Raw genomic sequence first — 3,126 nt, 5'->3', positions numbered from 1 at the left:
CAGCGGTCGCGGACCCAGTTGGTGCCCCACCGAGGGTTGATGACCAAAATGATGCCGGTGCAAACCTCAGCCAAAAGTGGGCGTGAGCGGGCGATGCGGAAAGCGGCGGACGCGCGTTGTGCAGCGGATACGATCGGCCGGTCATGGTTGACGACACCATTAATGGGATTCCCCGCGCGGACCCGCGCGCACGCCCCGCGGCATGGAAGCGCGCACTGTTGTCGCTGGTCGCTACCAGGCCCGGGGCAGCCGTGCACCGGACGATCGCAGCCCCGCTGGACGCGGCGATCATGCGGGCAACACGCGGCCACGTCAACCTTGGGGCAGGCGCGCTTCCGATGGTCGTCTTGACATCGACGGGCGCACGCAGCGGCCAGCGGCGCGAAACTCCCCTGGCCTATTTCACTGATGGGGACTCGGTGATCCTGACGGCTTCCAACTACGGCGGCCAGCGGCATCCGGGTTGGCTCCACAACCTGCTCGCCCACCCAGAATGCGAATTGCACATCGGCGACCGCGGCGGCCGTTTCATCGCGCAGGAGGTAACCGGCGAGGAGCGCGACCGGCTGTTCGCGCTCGCCGCCAATCTTTACCCGGGCTACGCCAACTACGCCGCGCGGACCGAGGGTGTTCGGACCATCCGAATGATGCGGTTGACGCCGGCAGGTTAGGCACTCGAGCCACGGTCACGTCGTGGCGACGGCAAGAACGGCCCGGCTAGCGGGCGCCACGTGAAGTCGTCGAACGACTAGCGAGGGTAGTGCAGCCGCCCCCCAAGAACGGCTGCACTAGTCCATCGCGACGGCCGGCGCGGCAACCAACTGCCATGGCATCTGCGCCGTTATCGCACGCCTGAGGCGGCCGACTAGCCTGCGCAAAGGGGCCGTGCCGGCTGCGGCAGGTCAGTGCCCGCCGGGGCCGCCTCCGGGTCCGCCGGGGCCGCCTGGCCCACCCGGTCCACCATTGGGCACCCAAGGACCGGGGCCAGGACCGCCGTTGGGCTGCCCGCCGGGACCCACGGGACCTGGGCCGGGACCGCCGTTAGGCTGCCAGTTGTCCGGCTGCCACGGTCCTTGCCCGTGCCAATGGCCCGCGTCGTGCGGGTCGCCGTCGTAATACCAGTCATCGTGGCAACGGCCCCAGTCCCAGTTGTTACCCCAGCCGGGATCCCAGTATTGACCCGGGCACCAGTGATAATCCGGGAACGGTCCGGGTTGGGCTTCGGCGACTCCAGCCACCCCGAAACCGGCCAAGCCCAGGCCGGCGGCAAGGGCCACTGCTGATGCGGCGATACATGTCGAATTTTTCATATGACAGTTCTTCCCGGTCGAACTCCAATGCAAACCTAAGAGATGCTGACAACCGCGAGGAGAAAGCAATGCCACACGACGGGTTTCATCCCGACCTGCACCCGAGCGACCGGTCCACTCGTAATCGCGTGCGCCATGTGCGGTCGTCGGAACTCGATGACGACACCCCGCAAAGCGAGGGCATGCACCGCTTTGCCGCGATCAGCGGGCGCGCGGTCGGGTCCGAGAAGCTGTGGATGGGCGAGACACACGTCGGCGCGCAGGTGGCCTCGGCCAACCATCACCACGGCGAATCCGAGACAGCGATATTCGTGCGCAGCGGCCACCCCGACTTCGTCTTCCACGACGGCACACGAGAAGTCCGGGTGTCGACCAGTCCCGGCGACTACGTGTTCATCCCGCCGTATCTGCCCCACCGAGAGGAGAACCCCAGCCTGGACGAGCCGGCTGTGGTCGTCATCGCCCGCAGCACACAGGAGCCAATCGTCGTCAATCTCCCAGAGCTCTACCCGCTGTAATCCAGCGGGTATCTCCGGTGCGCTACCGTCAACGCGTGGCCCGTACGCGCAAACTGCTCGCCGCCCTCACTCGTCGTGGCCCGCACCGCGTTTTGCGTGGTGACCTCGCTTTTGCTGGTTTGCCGGGCGTCGTGTACACCCCCCAGTCGGGACTGAACCTACCCGGAATTGCGTTCGGCCATGACTGGCTGACCGGTGTTCACCGCTACTCCGGCCTACTGGAGCATCTGGCGTCCTGGGGCATCGTCGCTGCCGCTCCCGACACCGAGCGGGGATTAGCTCCCTCGGTGCTGAACCTGGCGTTCGACGTCGGCACCGCGCTCGACATCGCCGCCGGGGTGCGACTCGGCCGCGGCGAGATCAGCGTGCATCCCACCAAGCTGGGGCTGGTCGGCCACGGCTTCGGCGGCGCCGCAGCGGTATTCGCGGCAGCCGGCATGCCGGACAAGCCGAAGGCGGTTGCTGCCATCTTCCCCACCGTCACCAAACCGCCGGCCGAGGAGCCGGCGGCGACGTTGAAAGTGCCCGGCGTGGTTTTCGCCGCGCCGGGCGATGAGAAGACGTTGCAATCCAACGCTATTACGCTTTCCCAAGCCTGGGCCGGCGCCACCTTGCGGGTGGTCAGCAAAGCCAAGCCGCGCGGACTGGTCGAGGGACGCAGCCTGGCGACGGCGTTCGGACTTGGCGGCCCACACCGCAAGACGCAGAAGGCGATTCGGGCGCTGCTGACCGGCTATCTGCTGTATGTGCTTGGCGGCGACAAGAAGTATCGAGAATTCGCCGATCGCGACGTGCAGCTGCCCAGGACCCAAGCTGTGCCGCCGGAAGCAGCATCCGTGAGCCCCGAAGAGAAGATCGTCGCGCTGCTCAAGCCGTGAGGGAACCGATCAACCGGACGGGTGCTACAAAGTCATGATGCGCCTCGGGATCACTCTGAACTACTCCGGCGGCTTCAAGGAAGCGGCCGACCACGTCGTCGAACTGGAAAAGGTCGGTGTCGACATCGCGCTTGTGGCGGAGGCGTACTCCTACGACGCAGTCAGCCAGCTCGGCTATCTCGCGGCGAAAACCAGCACCATCACGCTGGGCTCCGGAATATTGCCCATCTACACCCGCACTCCGACGCTGCTGGCCATGACCGCCGCGGGTCTGGACTACGTGTCCGACGGCCGATTCCACCTGGGTCTCGGCACCTCTGGACCGCAAGTGATCGAGGGGTTTCACGGCGTCGAATTCGACGCGCCCCTGGGCCGCACCCGTGAAGTGGTGGACATTTGCCGTCGGGTGTGGCGGCGGCA

Annotated in this window: 5 protein-coding genes; 4 read left to right on the top strand and 1 reads right to left on the bottom strand. The window is 66.6% G+C overall.

What is annotated here, in order from left to right; all coding sequences use genetic code 11:
- Window positions 1-143 precede the first annotated feature (143 nt).
- A complete protein-coding gene (locus tag VFA16_RS23030) occupies window positions 144-671 on the top strand; it encodes a nitroreductase/quinone reductase family protein (protein WP_324970063.1) in 528 nt (175 codons plus the stop codon).
- A 231-nt stretch (window positions 672-902) separates the two neighbouring features.
- Here VFA16_RS23030 and VFA16_RS23025 read toward each other — a convergent pair whose 3' ends face one another.
- Window positions 903-1,310, bottom strand: coding sequence for a hypothetical protein (locus VFA16_RS23025; RefSeq protein ID WP_324970062.1), 408 nt, complete (start codon window positions 1,308-1,310; stop codon window positions 903-905).
- Window positions 1,311-1,378: 68 nt separating this feature from the next.
- On the opposite strand from VFA16_RS23025, the gene VFA16_RS23020 reads away from it, so the two are divergent.
- From VFA16_RS23020 to VFA16_RS23010, 3 genes are all read left to right on the top strand, one after another.
- The gene (locus VFA16_RS23020) at window positions 1,379-1,828 is read left to right on the top strand and encodes a cupin domain-containing protein (protein WP_324970061.1); all 450 of its coding nucleotides are present in this window, start codon (window positions 1,379-1,381) and stop codon (window positions 1,826-1,828) included.
- Between the two features lie 35 nt (window positions 1,829-1,863).
- Window positions 1,864-2,706 (top strand): dienelactone hydrolase family protein, encoded by an 843-nt coding sequence (locus VFA16_RS23015; RefSeq protein ID WP_324970060.1) that lies wholly within the window; start codon window positions 1,864-1,866, stop codon window positions 2,704-2,706.
- A gap of 37 nt (window positions 2,707-2,743) precedes the next feature.
- A partial coding sequence (locus VFA16_RS23010) for an LLM class flavin-dependent oxidoreductase (RefSeq protein ID WP_324970059.1) occupies window positions 2,744-3,126 on the top strand: 383 nt, incomplete at its 3' end.

The organism is Mycobacterium sp. (assembly GCF_035653355.1).
Taxonomy (GTDB): Bacteria; Actinomycetota; Actinomycetes; order Mycobacteriales; family Mycobacteriaceae; genus Mycobacterium.
This window is presented reverse-complemented; position numbering and strand designations above follow the sequence as displayed.

Excerpts from the sequence above, each read along its gene's own strand:
- VFA16_RS23025 (WP_324970062.1), bottom strand. The coding sequence starts at position 1,310 with ATGAAAAATTCGACATGTATCGCCGCATCAGCAGTGGCCCTTGCCGCC.
- VFA16_RS23020 (WP_324970061.1), top strand. The coding sequence starts at position 1,379 with ATGCCACACGACGGGTTTCATCCCGACCTGCACCCGAGCGACCGGTCC.
- VFA16_RS23030 (WP_324970063.1), top strand. The coding sequence starts at position 144 with ATGGTTGACGACACCATTAATGGGATTCCCCGCGCGGACCCGCGCGCA.